This is a genomic window from Stenotrophomonas pictorum JCM 9942 (genome assembly GCF_001310775.1).
Lineage (GTDB): Bacteria > Pseudomonadota > Gammaproteobacteria > Xanthomonadales > Xanthomonadaceae > Stenotrophomonas > Stenotrophomonas pictorum.
In genome coordinates, this window is the sequence record NZ_BAZI01000281.1 from 1 (window position 1) to 3,464 (window position 3,464).

Sequence of the window (3,464 nt, forward strand, 5' to 3'; positions counted from 1 at the left end):
CCGATCGCCATTGCCGTGCTTTCCACCGGCTGCTGGCGCCGGGTGCGCGGCTGTATACCGAGATGGTGCATGCCAATGCGGTGATCCATGGGGATCGCGAGCGTCTGCTGGGCTTCGATGGCAGCGAACAGCCGCTGGCGCTGCAGCTGGGAGGCAGCGAACCGGCGCTGCTGGCGCAGGCCGCGCGCATTGCCGCCGACTGGGGCTATGACGAGGTCAACCTCAACTGCGGCTGCCCGTCGGACCGGGTGCAGGCCGGGCGCTTTGGCGCCTGCCTGATGCGCGAGCCGGAACTGGTGGCCGATTGCGTTGCGGCGATGGTCGCGGCGGTGGAGATTCCCATCACGGTGAAGTGCCGGCTGGGCGTGGACGAGGACAACGACTATGCGGTATTCGCCGCCTTCGTCGACCGCCAGGTCGCCGCCGGCGCGGCGATGGTCGTGGTGCACGCGCGCAACGCCTGGCTCAAGGGCCTGTCGCCGAAGGAGAACCGCGAGATTCCGCCGCTGCGCTACGAGTGGGCGTACCGGCTCAAGCAGGAGCGTCCGGCGTTGCCGGTGGTACTCAATGGCGGCATCGCCACGGTCGAGGCCGCGCAGGCGCAGCTGGCACGGGTTGACGGGGTGATGCTGGGGCGCGCGGCCTATCACGACCCCTATGTGCTGCATGCGCTGGAGGCGGCGCAGACCGGCATGGCCTTGCGTCCGCGGGAAGAGCTGCTCACCGCCTTCCGTCCGTATATCGAGGCCCAGCTCGGGCGGGGACTGGCGCTCAAGCACATCACCCGCCATCTGCTCGGGCTGTTCCACGGCCAGCCCGGTGGCCGCGGTTTCCGCCAGGTGCTGAGCGAAGGCGCACACCGTCCGGGCGCGGACTGGGCGCTGATCGAACAAGCGCTGCAGGTGACCCGCGAACAGGCCGCCCGCGCCGCATGACCTTGGAAGTGGTGTTGGTTCGGTCATCTAGCTGAACGCGGCCGGTGGAGGCGGGGACGAGTTCAGATCGGATTCACCCCTAAAAATCAATTATTTGCCTCGATTTCGTGAGCTCCTTGGAAGTTTTTCTGGACCCGCGATTCACGATTTTTGAACGTTCCGTCGCAGTCCGATAGGATCACCGCATGCTTCCGGCCAGCCGTCATGTTTTCCCCCTCGTCGTTGCTGCAGCCCTGGCTGCCGCCGGTGCGGTCGTGGCGCCGGCCACGGCACAGGAACAGCGCCCGGAGGCGCGCGGCGCCAACAACGAGGCCGGAGTGGCCCGCAACGCACCCCGGATGCAGGCCAATGGCCGCTCGCTGTCCGATGCGGTGCGTCGTGTGCAGCGCGAAACCGGTGGCCGCATTCTCGGTGCCGAGCGCGTGCCCTACGATGGCCGCGATATCAATCGCGTCAAATACATGGATGACCGCGGCCGGGTGCGTTATATGGACGATCCCTCGCCGCCGGTCCCGCGCGGTTCGCGCCGGGCCGATCCGCCACCACGCGGCGATAACTCCTGAACAGCGATAATCGCCCGCGTTCCGCATCAAAATGCTGGCCCACAGCCGGCCCAAGTTACTAGGGAGAGTTCATGCGTATCCTTCTGGTCGAAGACGAAGCCCCGCTGCGGGAGACCCTGGCAGCCCGCCTCAAGCGCGAAGGCTTCGCGGTGGATGCGGCGCAGGATGGCGAGGAAGGCCTGTACATGGGCCGCGAAGTCCCGTTCGACGTGGGCATCATCGATCTGGGTCTGCCCAAGATGTCGGGCATGGAGCTGATCAAGGCGCTGCGTGACGAGGGCAAGAAGTTTCCGGTGCTGATCCTGACCGCGCGGTCGAGCTGGCAGGACAAGGTCGAGGGCCTGAAGCAGGGCGCCGACGACTACCTGGTCAAGCCGTTCCATGTCGAAGAGCTGCTGGCGCGTGTCAACGCGTTGCTGCGCCGCGCCGCCGGCTGGTCCAAGCCAACCTTGGAATGTGGCCCGGTGGCGCTGGATCTGGCAGCGCAGACCGTCAGTGTCAGCGGCAGCAATGTCGACCTGACCAGCTACGAATACAAGGTGCTCGAGTACTTGATGATGCACGCCGGCGAGCTGGTGTCCAAGGCGGATCTGACCGAGCACATCTACCAGCAGGATTTCGATCGCGATTCGAACGTGCTGGAAGTGTTCATCGGCCGTTTGCGCAAGAAGCTCGATCCGGACGGCGAACTCAAGCCGATCGAAACCGTGCGTGGCCGCGGTTACCGGTTCGCGATTCCGCGTAACGAAGGCTGAGCCCCGTCAGGGGCGGTGCGATATGACGGGCCGTCAGTGGCTGTTGAAGCGTTGGCGGCCTCGTTCTTTGCAGGCGCGCCAGTTGCTGGCCGCGTCGGTGGGGCTGATCGCGTTCCTGGCCTTGGCCGGTTACGCGCTTGACGCCGCCTTCGCCGATACCGCGCGGGCCAATCTGCGCGAGCGCCTGAAAAACTATGCCACCGCCTATGCCGGTGGCATCGACTTCACCCGCGACGGCTCGCTGTATATCCGCGAGCAGCCGCCGGATCCGCGCTTCGATGTGCCCGGCAGCGGCCTGTACCTGCAGGTGGTGATGCCCGGCGACCATGGCAATTCCATGTCCGCCGAAGGGCCGATCCTGCCGGAAGTCAGCGGCCACCTGCTTGATCCGCGTCAGGAGGTGTTCGAAGGGCCGCTGCCGATGACCCAGATCGACGGCACGCCTGGCGAGGTCTACCGCTACGGGCTGGGGCTGGTCTGGGGCGGTGACGGCGCGCCGGAAGCCGAGTTCCCCTACACCATCTATGTGCTGGAAGATTCGCGCGCGCTGGGTGCTCAGCTGCGGGTGTTCCGCGGCGCGGTGTGGTTCTGGCTCGGTGTCACCGGCCTGATCCTGCTGCTGCTGCAGACCCTGGTGCTGCAATGGAGCCTGCGCCCGCTCAAGCGCGTGATCAACGAGTTGACCAAGGTGCAGCGCGGCGAGCGCGCCCGCATGAGTGAAAGGCATCCGCGTGAGCTGGAGCCGCTGACCGAAAGCATCAACGCCTTCATCGAAAGCGAACGCGAGAACCTGGACCGCCAGCGCAATACGCTGGCCGATCTGGCGCACAGCCTGAAGACACCGATCGCGGTGCTGCGCACGCAGCTGGACAGTGGTGCCGACGCCGCCGCGCTGCGCGAGGAACTGGACGTGCAGCTGCAGCGCATGAACAACCTGGTGTCCTACCAGCTTGCCCGCGCGGCCTCTTCGGGCCACAAGCTGTTTTCCGCACCGGTGCCGATCGAGCCACCGCCGAAGATATCGTGCCGGGGCTGGAGAAGATCTATGCCAGCAAGGGCGTGCTGTGCGAGTTCGATATCGCCCCGGGCGTGAATTTCTACGGCGAGCCGGGTGACCTGCAGGAGCTGCTCGGCAACCTGCTGGAGAACGCGTTCAAGTGGGCGCGCCGCAGCGTGCTGCTGACCGCCAAGCCGATCCCCGCCGCGCCGGG

Annotated in this window: 3 protein-coding genes and 1 pseudogene; all 4 read left to right on the forward strand. The window is 66.3% G+C overall.

Annotated elements, in window-relative coordinates; translation table 11 throughout:
- The coding region (gene dusA / locus JCM9942_RS12385) for a tRNA dihydrouridine(20/20a) synthase DusA (RefSeq protein ID WP_054660026.1) at positions 1-935 on the forward strand (935 nt) is incomplete at its 5' end.
- Positions 936-1,120: 185 nt separating this feature from the next.
- Positions 1,121-1,498, forward strand: coding sequence for a PepSY domain-containing protein (locus JCM9942_RS12390; RefSeq protein WP_425478350.1), 378 nt, complete (start codon positions 1,121-1,123; stop codon positions 1,496-1,498).
- 71 nt (positions 1,499-1,569) lie between these two features.
- Positions 1,570-2,253, forward strand: coding sequence for a response regulator transcription factor (locus tag JCM9942_RS12395; RefSeq protein WP_053520384.1), 684 nt, complete (start codon positions 1,570-1,572; stop codon positions 2,251-2,253).
- 22 nt (positions 2,254-2,275) lie between these two features.
- Positions 2,276-3,464, forward strand: a pseudogene (locus JCM9942_RS12400) (ATP-binding protein); the annotation flags it as partial.

Excerpts from the sequence above, each read along its gene's own strand:
- JCM9942_RS12390 (WP_425478350.1), top strand. The coding sequence starts at position 1,121 with ATGCTTCCGGCCAGCCGTCATGTTTTCCCCCTCGTCGTTGCTGCAGCC.
- JCM9942_RS12395 (WP_053520384.1), top strand. The coding sequence starts at position 1,570 with ATGCGTATCCTTCTGGTCGAAGACGAAGCCCCGCTGCGGGAGACCCTG.